Origin of the sequence: Serratia sp. MMO-28 (assembly GCF_037199905.1) — a bacterium.
Classification (GTDB): Bacteria; Pseudomonadota; Gammaproteobacteria; order Enterobacterales; family Enterobacteriaceae; genus Chania; species Chania oryzae.
Window position 1 is genome coordinate 1 of the sequence record NZ_JBBCVB010000104.1, and the last position, 319, is coordinate 319.

Here is a 319-nt window from a genome sequence, read left to right on the forward strand (position 1 = left end):
CGGCGGAGATTTGGCGCTGAGCGCGGCCAACGGCGGTCTGTCAGCCACCACCCATATTGCATCGGGAGCCTCCGTCACCGCGAACGTGGCGAATGCCCTGGGCACCAGTGACGTGGATGTCGGCGGTACGTTGAACCTGAACGCCGCAGACACGCTCGCCAACGTGCTGAGCGGTGCTGGGACCATCAATACCGGCGCGGCGGTGACACTGAGCGGCAGCAACGCCTTCAGCGGCACCCACGTTATCGATGCGAACGGTGCCCTGACGGTCAGCACGGCCGATAATCTGGGGACCTCGGCGGCCCGCGTCAATCTGGCC

General features: G+C 66.1%; 1 protein-coding gene. It reads left to right on the forward strand.

The window, feature by feature from the left end:
* Positions 1 to 319 (forward strand): hypothetical protein (locus WG891_RS26735; protein WP_337265112.1); only part of this gene is annotated, 319 nt, incomplete at both ends.